The organism is Paenibacillus sp. FSL R7-0048 (genome assembly GCF_038004505.1).
Lineage (GTDB): Bacteria > Bacillota > Bacilli > Paenibacillales > Paenibacillaceae > Paenibacillus_AQ > Paenibacillus_AQ odorifer.
Genome location: NZ_JBBORF010000001.1, coordinates 5,662,840 through 5,681,233, shown reverse-complemented (window position 1 = coordinate 5,681,233; position 18,394 = coordinate 5,662,840). Strand labels below are relative to the sequence as shown.

The window sequence follows — 18,394 nt, the reverse complement described above, 5'->3', positions numbered from 1 at the left end:
AGAAAGGTGAGTTCTATTGCTTTATTCAAAAACAAGATGGCAATCTCCGGCAGCCAATCCCGACACAGTTAGGGATATGGCCCGGAGCCTTTCTATTTCTCCACTCTTATCCTCACTATTAGTAAATAGAGGAATGAACACGCCTCATGAAGCTCTAAGCTTTATGGATGGCAGTGAGGAAGAACAGCATGATCCGTTCCTACTCAAAGGAATGGCTGAAGCGGTTCCTAGAATTAGAAAGGCTTTAAAAGATGAAGAACATATTCTTATTTATGGCGATTATGATGCCGACGGGGTGTCCAGCACAGCACTTATGATTCATCTGCTGCGCTATTTAGGCGCTTCCTTTGATATTTATATCCCACACCGCTCTAATGAGGGCTATGGGCTGCATAATCATGCCCTGGATTGGGCTTTACAGCAAGGTGTCTCCTTAATCATTACAGTAGATACTGGCATTAGCGCTTATCATCAGGTTGCTTACGCTAATGAACTGGGGATCGATGTGATCGTTACGGATCACCATGAACCTCCTGAGCTTTTGCCAGAGGCCTATACGCTTATTAATCCCAAGCTGCCAGACTGCCCTTATCCGTTCAAAGGATTAGCAGGTGTAGGTGTGGCTTATAAGCTTGCTCAGGCTATTCTAGGGGAAGAGACTCCCACAGAATGGGCCGAGATTGCAGCGATAGGAACGGTTGCGGATTTAATGCCGCTGCTTGGCGAGAACCGTGAGATTGTTAGAAATGGCTTGGAAAGTATGCGGCATTCAAGTTTCCCGGGGATTCGTGCCTTACTCGCTGTCAGTGGTGTGAATATGAGCACTGTGAGTGCGGTCAATATCGCTTTTGGCATGGCGCCGCGCATCAATGCCAGTGGTCGCCTGGACCATGCTGGACGGGCTGTATCCCTCCTCACTACCGAGCATGCGGCTGAGGCAGAGCAGCTAGCTGGAGAGCTTGACCTGCTTAACAAAGAACGCCAATTGGTGGTAGAAAGAATTGTTGTTGAGGCCACTGCCAAGCTGGAGCAGATGACACAGGGTGGCGAAATCCCAGACATCATTGTTCTTGCTGATCATGGCTGGAATGTAGGTGTAGTAGGTATAGTGGCTTCCAAACTGCTGGAGCGTTATTATCGGCCTGTGATCATTCTGGATATACATCCAGAGACCGGAATGTGCAAAGGTTCTGCTCGCTCCATACCTGGACTTGATATCTACGCTGCACTTTCTTCTTGTTCTGATTTAATGGATCATTTTGGAGGTCATCCAGCCGCTGCGGGAATGAGCCTGCATCGGGATGGATTAGAAGCCTTTGCTGCAGCATTAAATGAATATGCGTCCGGGGTGTTAACGCCAGAGCATTTCGTTCCTGTTGCTTCCGCTGATGCAGAGGTGTCAATCTCAGATTTATCACTGCAGACCGCGCTAGAATTGGAAAGGCTTGCACCTTTCGGAATGTCTAATCCGTTGCCGAAGTTTATTATTCGTGGGGCTACCGTGAAAGAGACACGTACAATGGGTCAAGATGGAAAACACCTGAAGATTGTATTGCAGCAGGGGAAAAACAGCATTGAAGCCTTGGCTTTTGGCAAAGGCGCTTTATCCAGGCTGCTACCGGCGGGTACTACGATCAACGTGTTAGCTGAGCTGTCGATCAATGAATGGAATGGCTCACGCAAATCACAGCTGATGCTGCAGGATTTATCTGTGCAGGATGCTCAGATATTCGATCTTCGTGGTGCTGCTGACGCCGTACGGCAAGCCGCACATATTAGAGAACTACTTCTTCCTTATAGCGGTGCGGGTCCGTATCGAGCTGCTGCAGTGTTTCAGAACGGACGTAGTAAGCCTGCAAGTGAATTGATAGGAATGTCTTTATGGGTATATGATAAAGAAGCTGGCATTAGCGCTGCTGTTAAGGATGAGCCCCTTCAGGAAGCAGGGCATGTCTCTCTGTTATGCTTACTGGATATGCCGGAGACTCCTGAACAACTGGATGCGCTGCTCCAAACCTTCCCTAATGCTGATAATATTGCGTTATTGCATTCTATCAAGGATGGCCGAGAACGACTTATTACTCCGACACGGGATCATTTCAAAATACTATATAAACTGTTGGCTTCGATCACCTCAGTTGCAACGCCTGAGAACGAAGTTTTGCTGCGGTTAAGCCGCCAGTCCTCGTTAAGTATCCGCATGCTTAACAACATGCTTGATGTGTTTGAGGAGCTTGATTTTATTAAAAGAAGTCAGGGAAGTGTGGCGTTTATTACTCAGCCAGTAGCTAAAAGTCTGACAGCATCGAGTCATTTTGTCCGACTGGGACAGATGGCGGAGATGGAGCAATACTTCATGGAGGGCAGCCTGTCAGAGTTACAGGACTGGATGTTATCGCGTCGTTTAGGCGTATCATAATCCATGCGAATATGAGATGCTGAGCGTACCCAATGGTGTATAAAAATGCAACGCTCATATAACAAAGCGAATGCTTACGAAGCAAGTTTTGTCGATCTGAAATCAAAGCAGCTATGCTAACAAAACTTATAGGAGATGATAAATTTGGATTTTAAAGATAGTATTCGTGTGATTCCTGATTTCCCTAAAGAAGGTATTAGTTTTAAAGATATCACCACATTGCTTAAAGACGGTGAGGCTTACCGCCAAGCGATTGACGCGTTGAAAGCTCTCGTAGCGCACTTGGAAATCGACGTTATCGCTGGACCAGAAGCACGTGGCTTCGTAGTTGGAGCACCTCTTGCTTATGCGATGGGGGTAGGTTTTGTGCCGATTCGTAAAAGCGGTAAGCTTCCATATGAAACTATAGAGGTAGGTTATGATCTTGAGTATGGCAAGGACACCCTTGCTGTTCACACAGATGCTATCAAGCCTGGTCAAAAAGTATTGATCGCTGATGATTTATTGGCTACTGGTGGAACCATTGCTACTTCGGTTAACCTTGTAGAACAGCTTGGCGGTAAAGTGGTAGGTGCTGCTTTTCTGATTGAGCTGGTTGAGCTTGCTGGGCGTAATAAGCTTTCTGGAGTTGAAGTTCTTTCCTTGGTGAATTACGAGGATTAATCTTGTAAAGTTTGTCTTTTCCCGGGAAATAAACGGGGATTCGGCGCTCGAATTATGCTGAAAAGTGCAAAGATTAGCGCGTGACGCAAAGGGTGGAAGTTAAACATTAATTGGAAAATGTAAGATAATAACAGCAGCTGTCTGCCTTGTGGCGGAGAGTTGCTGTTTTGTATCTGAGTTAATAAAAAAAGCTGCCCAAGTCCATAAATGGATGTTGGAGCAGCTTTTTTAAAATTCTATTTTTTATAACCGATTAATGGGCAGTTTTATCACTTTCTCCGCCATCATTAGACAGTCCAAGCACTTCAATGAGTTTGAAGAACAATGCCAATACGATACCAACAATTGTAGCCAGCGCCATACCACTTAGTTTAACGTTGCCCATAGTAAGGGTTGTACCACTGATTCCGACAACGAGTACCAACGTAGCCATGATCATGTTCGTAGCCTTGGAAAAATCAACTTTTTGCTCAACGAAAATACGTAATCCGGAAGCCGCAATTACACCAAACAGCAACAGGGATACACCACCCATTACAGGGGTTGGAATATTAGCGATGACGGAGGAGAAAGTACCAGAGAATGAAAGCAGAATAGCAATCACCGCTGCGCCGCCGATTACATATACCGAATATACTTTAGTCAACGCCATAACCCCGATATTTTCACCGTAGGTTGTATTTGGAGTAGAACCGATAAAACCGGAGATAATTGTAGATATCCCGTTCCCCATCAGAGAGCGGTCAAGTCCAGGATCTTTTGCCAAGTCTCTGCCGACAATATTGCTTGTAACAAGTAAATGTCCAATATGCTCAACAATAACAACTAATGATACCGGGATAATAGTGAATATTACATTCCAATCAAATGAAGGAGTAACAATGGAAGGATGCGCTAAAAATTTTGCATTAGAGATAGCAGCGGTATCCACCATTTTCAAAATATATGCTAAACCATAACCAGTGACGATACCAATAAGGATGTGAATGATTTTTGGAAAACCGCGGAAGAGTACAGCTCCAATTACAGTTACACCAAGTGTCACCATAGAAAGTGCGATTGTTTTGCCATCTGGAGTCCAGTCTGCAACTGCAACGCCTTCAGGAGCAATAAGTCCTGCCATTCGTGCGGCAACAGGTACAAGTTCAAGTCCGATCGTAGCTACGATCGCTCCCATTACTGCTGGAGGGAAAACAACATCAATCCATTTGGTTCCTGCATAACGAATGATCAATGCCACGAGCACGAATATAATACCAGTGACGATAAAAGCACCCAAAGCAAGCGAGTATCCTTTCATGTGATCATTTGGGTAACGACTGAGTACTGACAATACCGGTGCAATAAAGGCAAAGCTGGAACCAAGGTACGCAGGGATTTTACCACGACAGATCCAAATGTACAGCAATGTACCGATACCATTCATAAGCAAAATCATTCCAGGGTCGACCCCGAACAAGTTAGGCACTAGCACTGTACTGCCAAACATGGCAAACAAATGCTGGAGACTTAATAGAAAGCCTGGGCCCCATGGAAGTTTTTCGTTAACTTGAATTTCGCGTTGCAATGGAGTTCACTCCTCTTTCTTATCTGATATTAGGTTGTCCGGCGAAAATCCGCCTTTACTAGATTAAATAGAACTTGGCTTTTTTACAACAACATTTTCACAAGTGTTATTAATTTGTCCGAATTTAATTACTTTTACTTCTGGAATACCATGAGATGGCAAGTGTTGACGTAATCCTCCTTAAGCCTCATAATTATAGACAACTTTGAATAAGGGCGTAAGTAAGCTTGGACAAATGAAATGATTGGAACCTGCAGATTTTTGAACAGTTGCGGGTTCATTTTATTATAGAAAGGAATCGGATACGACGAGAATGGGCATTGAGCGATTAATTGATAAGGCTGGCGCCTATATAAAAGATAAAGATCTTCTCCGCATCCGGGAAGCTTATGAATTTGCCGATCAGGCTCATCACGGGCAGATCCGCAAGTCGGGGGAGCCATACATTCTGCATCCGCTGGCGGTGGCAGATATTGTCGTCAATATGCAAATGGATGTTATATCTATTGTTGCAGCGCTTTTGCATGATGTGGTGGAAGATACGACGGTCTCACTGGAACAAATCCGCGCTAAATTTGGCGATACCTGCGCAATGCTTGTTGACGGCTTAACGAAGCTGGAACGTATTCGCTTTCGCTCAAAGGAAGAGCAGCAGAACGAGAATTACCGCAAAATGTTTATTGCTATGGCCCAGGATATCCGGGTCATTGTCATTAAACTGGCGGACCGTCTGCATAATATGCGAACGTTAAAATACCAATCTGAAGAGAGCCAGCGCCGTATTTCTTATGAGACGTTGGAGATCTTCTGTCCTGTAGCTGACCGGCTGGGGATTTCCGCGATTAAGTGGGAGATGGAGGATATTGCGCTTCGTTACTTGAACCCGCAGCAGTATTACCGGATTGCTAATCTGGTGCATAAGAAGCGGGCTGAACGTGAGCAATTTATCGACAGCGTAATTGGCCGTATTCGTGCCAAGCTGGATGAAATGGGCATTGAAGGTGATCTTTCCGGTCGCCCGAAGCATATTTACAGTGTTTATAACAAAATGAGCACAAAAAATAAGCAGTTTAATGAAATTTATGACCTGCTGGCCATTCGTATCATTGTGGATAATATCAAGGACTGTTATGCAACCCTTGGAATTATTCATACCTTATGGAAGCCAATGCCGGGGCGTTTTAAAGATTATATAGCTATGCCAAAAGCCAATATGTATCAATCTCTGCATACTACTGTGGTAGGACCAGGCGGAGAGCCTACTGAGGTGCAAATTCGCACCTGGGAAATGCACCGCACGGCAGAATACGGGATAGCCGCACACTGGGCATACAAAGAAGGCAGCAGTAATAATGCTAATCCGGAGAATCGGATGCCTTTCTTTCGCGAAATATTGGAGCTGCAGCATGAAGCTAAGGATGCCGAAGAGTTCGTAAAATCACTAAAAATGGATTTTTTCTCAGACCTCGTGTTTGTATTTACTCCTAAAGGTGAGGTTATTGAGCTTCCTGCCGGTTCTGTGCCTCTTGACTTCGCGTTCCGCATTCATACAGAAGTGGGCAATCGTACGATTGGTTCCAAGGTGAATGGGCGGATCGTGCCGCTTGATCACAAGCTGAAGACGGGTGATATTGTTGAGATTTTGACGTCTAAGCATTCTTACGGACCTAGCCGTGACTGGCTCAAAATTGCACAATCCTCTCACGCAAGAAGCAAAATTAAACAATGGTTCAAAAAAGAAAAACGTGAGGAAAATGTCGAAAAAGGTCGCGAAGCGATTGAACGTGAGCTGAAGCGCCTGAATGTTGAAGTTTCCGAGTGGATTTCTGATGAAAAACTGTTGGAAGCTGCGAAAAAATTTGCTTTTAATGATGTAGAGGATATGTTGTCTGCCGTTGGTTTTGGTGGGATTACCGCTTCGCAGATTGCCTCCCGTTTGACGGAGAAGCTGCGCAAGGAGCAGGAAGAAGCTGCTAACCACTTGGAGCTTACTTCAGAGATGAAGGAGATCAAGTCTTCCGGCGAGAGAAGAAATCAACCCACCAATGGCGTTAGTGTAAAAGGAATTGAAAACTTACTTGTTCGTTTTGCACGATGTTGCAACCCGGTTCCGGGTGACGACATTGTAGGTTATGTTACACGGGGCCGGGGCGTATCTGTACACCGCCAGGATTGTCCTAATATTCCGGGTGAAGGTGACGGAGAAGAAGCAGCTAGAGTGATTGAAGTGGAATGGGAAGGCACGATGGAAGCAAACTATAGTGTGGATATTGAGATTACAGGCCATGATCGCAATGGACTGCTCAATGAAGTACTGCAGGCTGTGTCCGAGAGCAAAACGAACATTTCAGCGGTCACTGGGCGCTCTGACAAGAATAAGATGGCAATGATTCATATGACCATCCTTATTCGTAATACGGAGCATCTGCAATCCGTTGTAGATAAAGTGAAACGAGTCAAGGATGTATATACAGTGAATCGGATCATGCAATAAGGCAAGGAGCGAAGTAGTGCGATGAGAGTTGTAGTACAGCGTTGTAAGGACGCCAAAGTAACCGTGGATGAGACAGTGACCGGAGCGATTGGCAATGGCCTGATGCTGCTTGTCGGCGTTACCCATGAAGATACAGAGAAGGATGCCAAATATTTAGCGGATAAAATAGCTGGACTGCGTATTTTTGAAGATGATGCTGGCAAAATGAACTATAGTGTCACGGATACTAACGGAGCTATTCTTTCAGTGTCCCAGTTTACTTTATACGGAGATTGCCGTAAGGGAAGACGGCCGAATTTCATGGGAGCTGCAGCTCCTGCGGAGGCCGAGCGTCTTTATGATTATTTTAATCAAGAGCTTAGAGCTGGAGGTCTTCAGGTGGAGACGGGCATATTTGGAGCGATGATGGATGTGTCGCTGACCAATTGGGGCCCAGTTACTCTCATTCTGGATAGCCGCAGCTAACGAAATAGAGGATGTCGAAGATTGCTTCTGGCCGGAGCTAACTTTCGACATCTTTTTTTTATGCGGATAGAGCTTCTTTGGGCTGGATAAACTAAATGCAGGCAGATATCACGCATAAGGCAGGAGTTTAAGAATGAGACAATCACAGAAGGCATGGGTATGGAGAAGTATCCCGGCATTACCGACTGGGAGTCCTATGGAAGCCTGTGCATTAGCCAAAAAGCTAGACGGCGAGACCGAACCACTAGTGATGAAAGGAAGAAGCCGCAATCTCTTGCCGCGTACCTGAAGCGGGTGGAAAATGCGGCTTTTTCGGTGTTGTGAAGGAAGCCTTTTTTCCGATTAAAGGTTAGAAAGCATCCTCATAAGGGTAATAGACCACAAGAAAGAATAATTAGAACATCATTAATTGCTAAAGACAGAGAGGAGAAACTATTACATGAGTAACGTTGCTTTCTTACTGGCTAATGATTTTGAAGATTCTGAAATGAAGGTTCCTTATGATGAAATTATAAAGGCAGGACATCAAGCTGACATTATTGGTTTGAAAAAAGGGGAGACCTTGCTAGGTAAAAAGAAAGAAGTCTCCTACGCAGCAGACAAGGCGATCGCCGATGTTCAAGCAAGTGATTATGACGCGATTGTCATCCCGGGTGGTTCTTCCCCCGAGAATTTACGGCAAAATGCCGATATTTTGAAGTTTGTAAAAGAAGCAAATGAAGCAGGCAAGCCTATCGCCTCTATTTGCCACGGACCGCAAATTCTGATCAGTGCAGACTTGCTTAAGGGACGCACCATTACCTCTTATCCTCCGCTGAAGGATGATGTTGTGAATGCCGGCGCGGAGTTTAAGGATGAGGAAGTAGTGGTTGATCGCAATTACATTACTTCGCGTACACCAAAAGATGAGCCTGCATTTGTTCGTGAAATATTGAAGGTCCTGAAATAAATAAGCATTTTTTATTTTAGAGTCTTATAATCCAAGGAGGTAATGGCAATGAGCAGAAAAATCCAAGCGTATTTCAGAACTGAAAATGAAGCAGAAGGCGCAAAAACAGCATTGATTAGCTATAAGGTGGATGGCTTGGAGGTTTGGCCACTCACAGACCCTATCGGCAATGATCGTAATATTCTGTTTCCAATCATTCCACTGGATAGTGCATCTGTAGTCGCAGGCACAACTGGAACGCTTGGAACGGCTAGCACACCTGCAGCTGGAGCTATGCTGGTTCCTGGCATTACCGCTTCCGACACTCGGGCTGACCCTGAAACACATTATAGTGTGAATGAAGATCAGGTTAGTGCGAACGTGGCAGAAGGAGATCTCGAAGATGGGGATTTAAGTGAACTTCGTTATGTGATGGAGCTAAGTATAGCAGAAGAGAATTATAATGAAGTTGTGGAAATCCTTCGGGGCAAAGGGGCCTATGTTGAACAATTCGAATAGTATTCTATTAAAAATAAACCGCTTTCATGGAATGTAATATAATCGTAATATTACGTACATGATTCCTTAATATAGCGTGTTTATAATAAAGGCATGACCCCCTTTTTAATAATATATGATGATGGACCTGCAGCATTCGGCTGCAGGTCATTTTTTTTATTACAATATAATTGCTGAATAAAAAACTCGGAAGCTGTCAAAATTTATACCAGGCATCCTTTTTACTACCTTGACTTTAATGCAGTAGTTCAGTAGAATATTAACAATATACGATTTTATCATATGGTTTTGATGACGGGACCAAGTAATTCGAGAACCCACAACTCCAGAGAAGAATCCCTTGTCGATTCGGATGACATCTACTTAAGTGGATGATGAACCGGTATCGCTTGGCTGCAAGGATTCTGTTGATGAGCGAATGAATGACCTCCCCGAGAACGTACGGCGAAAGTGGGCAGTATTGATTGCCGCGATCAGTAGCCGTTACGCGTAGGCGGGCGTTAACCGCTTTGAGCGGCTTCAGTATATTTTTACTGATCCGGAATGTGGGTGGTACCACGTGGTGTATTATTGGTTATGATAATCCCTCGTCCCTGTTTTTTTATAAAACAGGGCGAGGGATTTTTTGCTTTTTCTGCAATAGAAACAGATGAAGAGAACAGCTTTAGAGGGGTTATTTTTTAGGAGGGATAGACTGTGGCTAAAGAAAGATTCGAGAAACCAACAGGAACGCAGGACGTGCTTCCGGGTGCTGTGGAGAAATGGCAGTATATTGAGGGGAAGGCCAGAGATTTATGCCGCCGTTTTAACTACCGGGAAATTCGCACACCTATGTTTGAGCACACAGGGTTATTCGAACGTGGAGTAGGCGAAACAACGGATATTGTGGAAGGCGAAATGTATACGTTCAAGGACAAAGGCGACCGTGATTTGGCTCTTCGTCCAGAAGGAACGGCTGGTGTCGTGCGGGCTTACGTTCAGAACAAGCTATACGGTGAACCTGATGTAAGCAAGCTGTATTATATCGGACCTATGTTCCGTTATGAGCGTCCGCAGGCCGGAAGATATCGCCAGTTCCATCAGTTTGGGATTGAGGCGTTTGGGGCCGTGGATCCGGCTATTGATGCAGAAGTAATCTCTATGGGCTATCAATTCTATAAGGATCTAGGTCTTAAGGATGTAAGAGTGGAGCTTAATTCCGTGGGTAATGCACCAAGCCGTGCGGCTTACCGGGAGAAGCTGCTGGGATTCCTTAGACCGATGAAGGATAACCTCTGCAGTGACTGTCAGCGTCGAATCGAGCGTAATCCGCTTCGTGTGCTGGATTGCAAGGTGGATCAGGATAAATTTACAGATGCGCCTTCCATTTTGGACAGTTTGGATGATGAATGCATAACTCATTTTGAGAAGGTTAAGATGCATCTCGACATCATGGGTGTGGAGTTCACGATTAATCCTCGTCTTGTACGTGGTTTGGATTATTACACGCATACTGCGTTTGAATATAAAGCAGCTGGCATTGGCTCTATTGATACCGTAGGCGGCGGAGGCCGTTACAACGGTTTGGTTGAAGAAATCGGTGGACCGGATCAACCGGGTATTGGTTTTGGGATCGGGCTGGAGCGTATTCTTCTTATTCTGGAAGATCAGAAGGTAGCACTGGAGACTGCAAAGCCACTGGATGTGTATTTTGTAGCTCTTGGCGAAGAGGCTGACATTGAAATTTCCAAGCAGCTATACTTTCTGCGAAGCCAAGGGTTCTCGGCAGAACGCGACTACCTCGGCAGGAAGATGAAGGCACAGATGAAGTCAGCTGACCGTATGTCGGCACGTTATACTGCGATTCTTGGCGAAGACGAGCTGAAGAATGGTGTAATTGCGCTGAAGTCGATGAGCACAGGGGAACAGCAGACTGTGAAGCTCGAAGAGCTGGCTCAGGCGTTGGTATAGAAGAAGACTTTTTAAATAGAAACTTATTTTTAACTAAAAAGGGGAATGGTGAATTATGCAAAGAAGTCATAACTGTGGGCAATTAACACCAGAACATATTGGACAAACGGTAACCTTGAACGGATGGGTCCAGACCCGCCGTGACCTTGGGGGCGTACTTTTTATTGACCTGCGTGACAGAAGCGGTATTGTGCAAGTTGTATTCAACCCGGACTACTCCGGCGAAGCACTGCAAATTGCGGATAAGGTTCGCAGTGAGTATGTTTTGGCTGTCAAAGGAAAAGTGGTTAAACGTGATGAAGAAACCATTAACCGCAATCTGCCAACAGGTGAGATTGAAGTTCAAATTACAGACATCGAAGTGCTGAACGCTGCTAAGACTCCTCCATTCTTCATCGAAGATGGAGTGGAAGTAGACGAATCTCTTCGCCTGAAATATCGTTACCTGGATCTGCGTCGTCCAGAAATGCAAAAAACATTGTTGCTACGCTCGAAAGCTTCTAAGATTTTCCGCGATTTCCTTGACAGTGAAGGATTTATTGATGTAGAAACACCAATCCTAACTAAGAGCTCACCGGAAGGTGCGCGTGATTATTTGGTGCCAAGCCGTGTGCATGAAGGCGAATTTTTCGCATTGCCACAATCTCCACAAATCTACAAGCAGCTATTGATGGTGGGTGGCGTTGAACGCTATTATCAAATTGCTCGTTGTTTCCGTGATGAAGATTTGCGTGCTGACCGCCAGCCGGAATTTACACAAGTGGACATCGAGACTTCATTCCTGTCTCAGGATGAGCTGCTTGGCATGATGGAGAACCTGATGCAGCGTTTGTTTAAAGAAACTGTAGGAGCGGATATTCAGCTTCCATTCCAACGTTTGACTTATGCTGAGGCTATGGGCAAATACGGTTCAGACAAACCTGACCTGCGTTTTGGATTAGAGCTTGTAGAAATGAACGATATTGTTGCCACAAGTGGCGTAAAGGTATTCGCTTCCGTGATCGAAAAAGGCGGAGAAGTGAAATGTCTAAATGCTAAAGGCTGTGGGACTTGGACTCGTAAAGAAATCGATGATCTCGGACCTTATGCTGCGCGTTATGGAGCGAAAGGTTTGGCTTGGATTCAAGTGAAAGACGGCGAGTTCAAAGGACCGATTGTCAAATTCTTCACTGAAGAAGAAATTGCAGCTGTGAAGGAGCGTACAGGCGCTGAAGAAGGTGACCTACTGTTGTTCTCCGCTGATACCAAAAAGGTTGTAGCGGACGTTCTAGGCGCCCTTCGTGTCAAAATCGGACGTCAGCTGGGTCTGATCGACGATAATGTGTTCAAGTTCGCTTGGGTGACTGACTTCCCATTGCTTGGTTATGATGAAGATCAGAAACGTTATGTAGCAGAACACCATCCGTTCACTCGTCCACGTGAAGAGGATCTTCATCTGTTCGACACAGATCCAGGTGCAATTCGTGCACAAGCCTACGATATCGTTCTGAACGGTTATGAAGTAGGCGGCGGCTCCATGCGGATTTACAAACGTGAAGTACAGGAAAAAATGTTCCAAGCTCTCGGCTTCTCAGATGAGGTTGCTTACGAGAAATTTGGTTACCTGATGGATGCGTTCGAATATGGTACACCTCCACATGGTGGTATTGCCTTCGGTTTAGATCGTCTAATTATGCTGCTGGCGGGTCGTACAAATCTGCGCGAAACCATCGCATTCCCGAAAACGGCAAGTGCAACGGACCTGCTTATGGATGCACCTGCACCAGTAGACGGTTCACAATTGGAGCAACTGCATATTAAGCTGGCTCTTAAACCAAAGAAAGAAAAAGAAAAAGAATAATTAAATAAAGCGGGCGAGGCAGATTTCTGCTTCGCCATAGCTTTTGAAGGAGGCTGACCTCATGCTGCATCAGTTCTCACGTACGGAACTGGCGATCGGACCGGAAGGTCTGGAGATTATGAAGAACAGCACAGTAGCGGTACTTGGTATCGGCGGTGTTGGCGGTATGGCTGTTGAGGCATTGGCTCGTAGCGGGATCGGCAGACTGATTCTGATTGATAAGGATTCCGTCGACATTACCAATGTGAATCGGCAGATCCACGCACTTACTACAACGGTTGGGCAAAAGAAGGCCGAACTGATGGTAGACCGTGTGAAGCTGATTAATCCGGAATGTGAAGCGATTGCGCTGAACATGTTCTATACGGAAGAAACCTATGAGGAACTGTTCAAGCTGAAACCGGATTATGTGATTGATGCCTCGGATACGATTATCTACAAGGTCCATTTGATTAAAGAATGTCTGGCACGTGGAATTCCTATGATCTCAAGCATGGGCGCTGCCAACAAAATGGATCCTACAAGATTCCAGGTAGCGGACATTTCCAAAACAACGTATGATCCGATTGCCCGGGTCATTCGCCAGAAGCTGCGTAAGGATGGGATTAAGAAAGGCGTGAAGGTGGTTTTCTCTACGGAGCCGCCAATGAAGCCACGTCAGGATGTTACGGACAAGATTGTTCCGGAGAATGCGCCGGATCGACGTAAAGCGAAACAACCGCCAGCCAGCAATTCATTTGTTCCACCGGTAGCCGGCCTAATTATGGTCAGCGTTGCCGTGCGTGACTTGCTTGAGGCTGGAGGCGTCAGCTTGTAAGTGGATCGCTGAGCTGAGGCTGTTTCAATTATAGTTATAGGATTAGAGTAATGGACAAAAGGGCGAGTAGCTGGAATCCGGCTGCGTACGCCCTTTTGTTGTCCTTAAACAGGCGGGTTCTGCAAGAAGCAGGCCACAAATAGGCATAATAGCTGAACCGGGATGAACGGCTGATTATTAGATTTATAATCCGGGTAATATCCGCCTGCGGAACTTAATATCAGTGGAGGTTTTTGTACATGAAATCGAATTTTTGGCGAAATAGTGTGGGGCTTGCGCCTGAGAATGACTGGAAACGGGAATGGGCTGCAGGGATTCTCTCCTATTTTGCTTCAGTTTATATTGTTATGGTGAATGCGACGATTCTCCATGACGCGGGGATGCCGCTTAGACCGGCAATGGTGGCTACACTGTTGACCGCAATTACCGGCTGTCTGCTGATGGCTTTTGGCGGGAAGACGCCTATCATCGTGGTTCCCGGGATGGGGATTAACGCATTTTTCACTTATACGCTTGTTCATTCCATGAAACTGGACTGGAGAGAGGCGCTTACTGTAGTCGTTATAACAGGCGTGTTATTCGCTATCGTGGCCTTTACATCACTTTATCGTATTCTTAGTGAGGCAATTCCCCAAAACCTGCAGCATGCCATTACAGTCGGTATAGGGCTGTTTCTGACCTTTATAGGGCTGCAAAAGAGTGGGATAGTGATTGCCCATCAGACTACTTTTGTTGCCATAGGACATTTTAGTGATCCTGCAGTTATTACATCCTGTGTGACTTTATTGCTGGCTTTAGTGTTATTTATCCGGGGAACTAACGGAGGCCTGCTGATAAGTATGCTGGTCGGTACAGGACTTGCCTACCTGCTGGGAGCTGCACATGCACCGGAAAAACAGGCCTCAGGGCATGTATTCTCAGGTTATGGCGGCCTATTTTTCGGAATGGACTGGAGCGGCATTGTGAGCCTGGTGTTCTGGATTGCTGTATTCCTGTTATTGTTAATCGTTGTATTTGAAAATATCGGTCTTGTAGCCTCGCAGACGATGATGGCAGGCCGTCCAGAACGCTTCAAAAGCAGCCTGCGTGCGCTCTCGCTTGCTAATATCGCCGCAGGTCTTTTCGGAAGCAGTCCGGTCGTGGCCGCTGCAGAATCTAATGCAGGAATAGCTGCGGGCGGGCGTTCGGGTCTCACCTCGCTGGTAACAGGGCTTCTATTCGGGGCGACCTTCTTATTCCTACCGCTGTTATCCTATATTCCCGACAGTGCGATCGCACCGATCCTGATTGTGATCGGCGGGCTAATGGTACAAAATGTGCGTGAGATGGACTTAAGTGATTTGACCGAGCTGTTCCCGTCTTTTCTAATCATGGTTATGATTCCATTCACCTATAGCATCGTGGACGGTATGGCTTTTGGTTTTATTACCTACCCAATTGTGAAGCTGGCGCTGGGCAAAGGGAAGGAAGTGCCACCTGCGTTGTATGGAATTGCTGGTTTGTTTGTGGCTAACTTTATTTTGCAGGCTGTGCTATAGTGCGGCATCCGGTTTCTTTGATTGCGAGGGACCTGTTACACACTTATTAGCTCTATTAGCCCGCGTTGAAATCAAAGAGGTAAATGCGTGTGCCGCTGATTGGAGTCAAATGTGAGTAGACGTCGAAAACAGAGGGATAAATACCGTTGATTGGGGCTAAATGCGCGTAGACGACGAAATCTAAGGGATAAATACCGATGAATGGGGCTAAATGTGCGTAGACGTAGAAAACAAAGGTATAAATACCGTTGATTGGGGCTAAATGCGCGTAGACGACGAAAACAAAGGTGTAAAAACCGTAGATGGAAGCTAAATGTGCCTGGACGTCGAAACCAAAGGCAAAAATGCCTCTGATTGGAGCCAAAAGTGTGCGAACGCCGAAACCAAAGGCAAAAATGCCTCAGATGCGAGCCAAATGTGAGCGAACGCTGAAATCAAAGGCAAAAATGCCTCTGATCGGAGCTAAATGTGTGCGAACGCTGAAACCAAAGGCAAAAAAGCCTTTGGTTTGTCCCGAACATTCGGCGCTTGTGCATGCTAAGGTGCACCAAAGGGCTTTAGGTTGGAGAACAACTTATAAGTTTAGTCAAATTATTTGTAAGATTTGGTATTTAAGTGCTGATTGTGCTACAATGGGTATCCTTTTGCGTGAGAAATGGGCGTAGGAGCATGAAAATTTAAGCTCGATAAACTTTTAGGAGGTAACTGAAATTGGAAGACAACTTTCAAAGTGCCTATCAAGAGGAAGAAGACAGGCTGAATCAAGCGCTTACTGAAATTGACACTTTGCTGGAGAAGCTCCAGCAGACACCAGTGTACACGGGACATGACTATACGGAACAGGTGCTGGAAGCGAACCGTGATCAGAAGCGCAAAGATCTTGCCAAGCTTAGGCAGGAGCCTTATTTCGGACGGCTTGATTTTCAAGGCAATGATGAGAATGAACGGAAGGCACTCTATATAGGCAAAATCGGCGTAGACCGCGAGCAGGTAAGCGACCGTCCGCTAGTCATCGACTGGCGCGCACCGGTAGCAAGCCTGTTCTATTCGTTTACCGGCGGTACGGAGCCAGCCACCTATGAAGCTCCTGAGGGATTGATAGAGGGGCTGGTATACCTCAAACGCAACGTGGTGATTCGGAAGCAAATTCTGGAGCGGGTCGCGGATACGTACAATCGGGAAAGCGATGCACCGATTGTATCGGATGAGTTTCTCGTCTATCGACTTGGGGAGAACAAGGATAATCGTCTACGGGATATCGTATCGACCATTCAAGAGGAGCAGGACAAGATTATCCGTGCTGCCAAAAATACAGCGCTAATCATTCAGGGCGTGGCAGGAAGCGGTAAAACAACCGTTGCACTGCACAGGCTTGCTTTTCTGCTGTATCAATACAAGGATCAGGTTTCTGCGGAAAAAATGATCATTTTTGCACCAAACCGGATGTTTTTGGATTACATCTCGGACGTATTGCCTGAGCTCGGGGTAGGTAATATTGCTCAAAGTACATTTCCGGATTGGGCGGCTAATGTACTAGGACTGGAATTGCCGGAACAGGATGCGACAGAGACGATGAACCGCTGGTTCGAAACCCCTGGCGGCATGCCGGTAATTACAGAAGAGACGCCGGGGCGCTTCAAGGGTTCCACGGTGCTGATGGGAATCATAGAGTCCAGCATCAAGCTATTGGAAAGCAGTTCTGTACCTGAGGGTGATTTTAGCCCGTGGGAGGGTGCGGTGCTACGCCGTTCTATGATTTTGCGCTGGCATAATGAGGAGTATGCTCCCTATCCTCCAGCCAAGCGCAAGGAACGGGTAATGGCGCGGATTCATCGCTGGATTGAGATGGAACTGAAGAAGAGTCCGTCAGCTGCTGCTATGAAGGATCGCAAGAAAAAAGGCGCGCAGCGAGAGAAGGCTTATAGTGCCAAATGGCCTAAATATGATCCATTAACGATCTATAAGCAAATTTTCCGAGCAGCTAAACTTCCTGAGGATTGGCCGGTTGAACCGCCAGAGGAAATTCCGGCAGCTGTGTTGAAGGAAACGGCAAAAGAGCTGAAAAAAGGCATCATACGTGAAGAGGATTTACCTCCGCTGCTGTATATCCATTATCTTTTGAATGGTGATGAGGGCGTTACTCGCTTTGACCATGTAGTAATCGATGAGGCTCAGGATTTTTCACCTTTCCAAATTGCCGTTCTGGATTTATATGTGCGAGGCCATTCCTTTACGATCCTGGGTGATCTCTCGCAGGGCATACATGCCTATAAAGGCGTACACGCGTGGGAAGAGATGCAGACGTTGTTTGCACCTGAGAACACGGCTTATCACGCGCTGACACGCAGCTATCGTTCTACTATGGAAATTATAGACTTCGCTAATGGAATTCTATCTTCAGGTGTGGAGAGCTCATTGCTGGCTGTTCCTGTGTTTCGTAGTGGAGATCCCGTGCGTATGATCGTCTATGGCGAGGATGCCGGGGAACTGGTGGCTGATGAGCAAGCTCGCTTGCGGACAATAACCTCTTCACTGAAGTCTCTGTCAGGAAGGGAATACCGTACGGTGGCTGTCCTAACAAGAAATCTTCATGAGGCTGCAGAACTATATGCGGAGCTGGCACAGCATTTTGAAGATATTCATCTGATTGATGGCAGTATGACGCAATATCAGGGCGGGTTATCGGTGCTGCCTGTCTATTTATCAAAAGGTTTGGAGTTCGATGCGGTGATCTTAGCAGATGCCGATCAAGACCATTACGGAGCGACGGCTTGGGACGCGAAGCTGATGTATGTCGGCTGTACACGTGCTCTCCATGAGCTGTGGCTGCTCCATAATGGGGAAGTTCCTTCCTATGTGCAAACGGCGGCTGGAAGCGATTCTGAGGGAGAATAAGACTGGTGGAGAATGGTTATAACTGTTCTTGGTCTTGTAACTCCCCCATAGGTATGGCTTAATAATAAGTGTCCGGCCGGGCAAGAACACTTCTGGAAGGAGGCTGATTGAAATGATTTCAGTATACGAGGTGGTTTCCGTTTAAGACGGAAACCTGCTTAAAGCGAGGAGGCCTTACGGCCTCCTTATTACTAACATAAGAAGTACCACACTTATCCATAAGAACGAAATTTATGAAATCGAATGTAGACGCTACCAAAAGGTTTTTATATAATGAAATTACGGATTTTTCCAAATAT

Annotated in this window: 15 protein-coding genes; 14 read left to right on the top strand and 1 reads right to left on the bottom strand. The window is 46.1% G+C overall.

Annotated elements, in window-relative coordinates:
• The first annotated feature begins 16 nt into the window (after positions 1 to 16).
• Positions 17 to 2,419: a single-stranded-DNA-specific exonuclease RecJ gene (gene recJ / locus NSQ91_RS25190; RefSeq protein ID WP_076304245.1), complete on the top strand. Its 2,403-nt coding sequence runs from the start codon at positions 17 to 19 to the stop codon at positions 2,417 to 2,419.
• Between the two features lie 144 nt (positions 2,420 to 2,563).
• Positions 2,564 to 3,082 carry an adenine phosphoribosyltransferase gene (locus tag NSQ91_RS25185; protein WP_036677647.1) on the top strand — a complete coding sequence of 173 codons (519 nt, stop codon included), beginning with the start codon at positions 2,564 to 2,566 and terminating at the stop codon, positions 3,080 to 3,082.
• Positions 3,083 to 3,335: 253 nt separating this feature from the next.
• Here the strand turns inward: NSQ91_RS25185 and uraA are convergent, their stop codons facing one another.
• The gene (gene uraA / locus NSQ91_RS25180) at positions 3,336 to 4,649 is read right to left on the bottom strand and encodes a uracil permease (RefSeq protein ID WP_038572987.1); all 1,314 of its coding nucleotides are present in this window, start codon (positions 4,647 to 4,649) and stop codon (positions 3,336 to 3,338) included.
• 313 nt (positions 4,650 to 4,962) lie between these two features.
• Here uraA and NSQ91_RS25175 point away from each other — a divergent pair, with 313 nt between their 5' ends.
• The 12 genes from NSQ91_RS25175 to NSQ91_RS25120 all read left to right on the top strand — a co-directional run bounded on the left by NSQ91_RS25175 (position 4,963) and on the right by NSQ91_RS25120 (position 18,095).
• Positions 4,963 to 7,143 carry a RelA/SpoT family protein gene (locus NSQ91_RS25175; RefSeq protein WP_036677643.1) on the top strand — a complete coding sequence of 727 codons (2,181 nt, stop codon included), beginning with the start codon at positions 4,963 to 4,965 and terminating at the stop codon, positions 7,141 to 7,143.
• Between the two features lie 21 nt (positions 7,144 to 7,164).
• Positions 7,165 to 7,608: a D-aminoacyl-tRNA deacylase gene (gene dtd / locus NSQ91_RS25170; protein WP_036677641.1), complete on the top strand. Its 444-nt coding sequence runs from the start codon at positions 7,165 to 7,167 to the stop codon at positions 7,606 to 7,608.
• 133 nt (positions 7,609 to 7,741) lie between these two features.
• The gene (locus tag NSQ91_RS25165; RefSeq protein WP_175617366.1) at positions 7,742 to 7,897 is read left to right on the top strand and encodes a hypothetical protein; all 156 of its coding nucleotides are present in this window, start codon (positions 7,742 to 7,744) and stop codon (positions 7,895 to 7,897) included.
• A gap of 150 nt (positions 7,898 to 8,047) precedes the next feature.
• The gene (locus tag NSQ91_RS25160; RefSeq protein ID WP_076105448.1) at positions 8,048 to 8,557 is read left to right on the top strand and encodes a type 1 glutamine amidotransferase domain-containing protein; all 510 of its coding nucleotides are present in this window, start codon (positions 8,048 to 8,050) and stop codon (positions 8,555 to 8,557) included.
• A gap of 48 nt (positions 8,558 to 8,605) precedes the next feature.
• Entirely contained in the window at positions 8,606 to 9,055 is a 450-nt protein-coding gene (locus NSQ91_RS25155; protein WP_340920373.1) for a hypothetical protein, read from the top strand.
• 367 nt (positions 9,056 to 9,422) lie between these two features.
• A complete protein-coding gene (locus NSQ91_RS25150; RefSeq protein ID WP_256716501.1) occupies positions 9,423 to 9,548 on the top strand; it encodes a hypothetical protein in 126 nt (41 codons plus the stop codon).
• A gap of 203 nt (positions 9,549 to 9,751) precedes the next feature.
• Positions 9,752 to 11,005 carry a histidine--tRNA ligase gene (gene hisS / locus NSQ91_RS25145; protein WP_076304246.1) on the top strand — a complete coding sequence of 418 codons (1,254 nt, stop codon included), beginning with the start codon at positions 9,752 to 9,754 and terminating at the stop codon, positions 11,003 to 11,005.
• 55 nt (positions 11,006 to 11,060) lie between these two features.
• Positions 11,061 to 12,845 (top strand): aspartate--tRNA ligase, encoded by a 1,785-nt coding sequence (aspS, locus tag NSQ91_RS25140; RefSeq protein WP_076193219.1) that lies wholly within the window; start codon positions 11,061 to 11,063, stop codon positions 12,843 to 12,845.
• A 61-nt stretch (positions 12,846 to 12,906) separates the two neighbouring features.
• Positions 12,907 to 13,662: a tRNA threonylcarbamoyladenosine dehydratase gene (locus NSQ91_RS25135; RefSeq protein ID WP_076130395.1), complete on the top strand. Its 756-nt coding sequence runs from the start codon at positions 12,907 to 12,909 to the stop codon at positions 13,660 to 13,662.
• A 239-nt stretch (positions 13,663 to 13,901) separates the two neighbouring features.
• Entirely contained in the window at positions 13,902 to 15,200 is a 1,299-nt protein-coding gene (locus NSQ91_RS25130) for an NCS2 family permease (RefSeq protein ID WP_036677630.1), read from the top strand.
• A 302-nt stretch (positions 15,201 to 15,502) separates the two neighbouring features.
• Entirely contained in the window at positions 15,503 to 15,865 is a 363-nt protein-coding gene (locus NSQ91_RS25125) for a hypothetical protein (RefSeq protein ID WP_076304249.1), read from the top strand.
• Positions 15,866 to 15,911: 46 nt separating this feature from the next.
• Positions 15,912 to 18,095: a HelD family protein gene (locus tag NSQ91_RS25120; protein WP_076304250.1), complete on the top strand. Its 2,184-nt coding sequence runs from the start codon at positions 15,912 to 15,914 to the stop codon at positions 18,093 to 18,095.
• Positions 18,096 to 18,394 lie beyond the last annotated feature (299 nt).